The following is a 919-nucleotide window of genomic DNA, read 5'->3' as shown; positions in this document are numbered from 1 at the left end:
CCGATCATCCCCGCCCCACTGATCAACACCGTCCCCTCCGGATCCAACCGACGAGAACCCACCCCCGGCGAACCAACCCTCACCACACGCGGCACCGTCAACCCACCGCTGCGCACCGCCACTTGCGGCTCACCCGCACTGAGCGCCGTAGCAAGAGCAGCACGACTGGAAGACTCATCATCAAGATCGACCAGCACCAGACAGCCAGGATGCTCAGCCTGCGCGGAACGGATGAGGCCCCAGACGGCAGCAGCCGCAGGACTGGTCACCTCGGCGGACGAAACGGCAGCCACGGCACCACGCGTAAGAACCGCCAGGCGCGCGCCATCCGGACGGTCCTCATCCGCCAGATACTCCTGAACAGCCCGCAGCACACGCCCCGTCAGATCACGCACATCACCGCTCACCCCGGTGAGATTGAGCAGTTCAACACCCTCGGGAATCTCGACGGCGGTCTCCCTCGGGGTAAGCGGGACCCATTCCACCCGGAACAACGACTCCCCCACCGCCGAGCCCTCGGAGCCCTTCGCCAGCTGGTCCGCCGCGATCGACCGCAGCGCGAGGGAGCCCACCGTGGCCACGGGGCGACCTGACGGGTCGGCCAGCTCGATCGACACGCTGTCGCTCCCCGTGGCAACCGTTCGCACCCGGAGAGCCGTGGCCCCCGAGGCGTGCAGGCTGACCCCGTTCCAGGCGAACGGCAGCGCCACCTGGCCCTCATCCGCCGCGCCGTGTCCCTCGGCGAAGTTGTTCGCGTGCAGCGCGGCGTCCAGCAGGGCCGGGTGGAGGCCGAAGTGGGCCGCGGTGTGCGCCTGGTCCTCGGGGAGGGCGATCTCGGCGAAGACTTCGCCGTCGCGGCTCCAGGCCCGGCGCAGGCCCTGGAAGGTCGGACCGTACTCATAACCCGCCTCGAACTGGC

At 69.4% G+C, this 919-nt stretch carries 1 protein-coding gene; it reads right to left on the bottom strand.

The window, feature by feature from the left end:
- The coding region (locus DEH69_RS22585; RefSeq protein ID WP_181727560.1) for a polyketide synthase dehydratase domain-containing protein at window positions 1–919 on the bottom strand (919 nt) is incomplete at both ends.

It is taken from the genome of Streptomyces sp. PT12 (assembly GCF_003311645.1).
Classification (GTDB): domain Bacteria; phylum Actinomycetota; class Actinomycetes; order Streptomycetales; family Streptomycetaceae; genus Streptomyces.
Note: the sequence above shows the minus strand (reverse complement) of the source record. Positions and strands in the feature narration are given on the sequence as shown.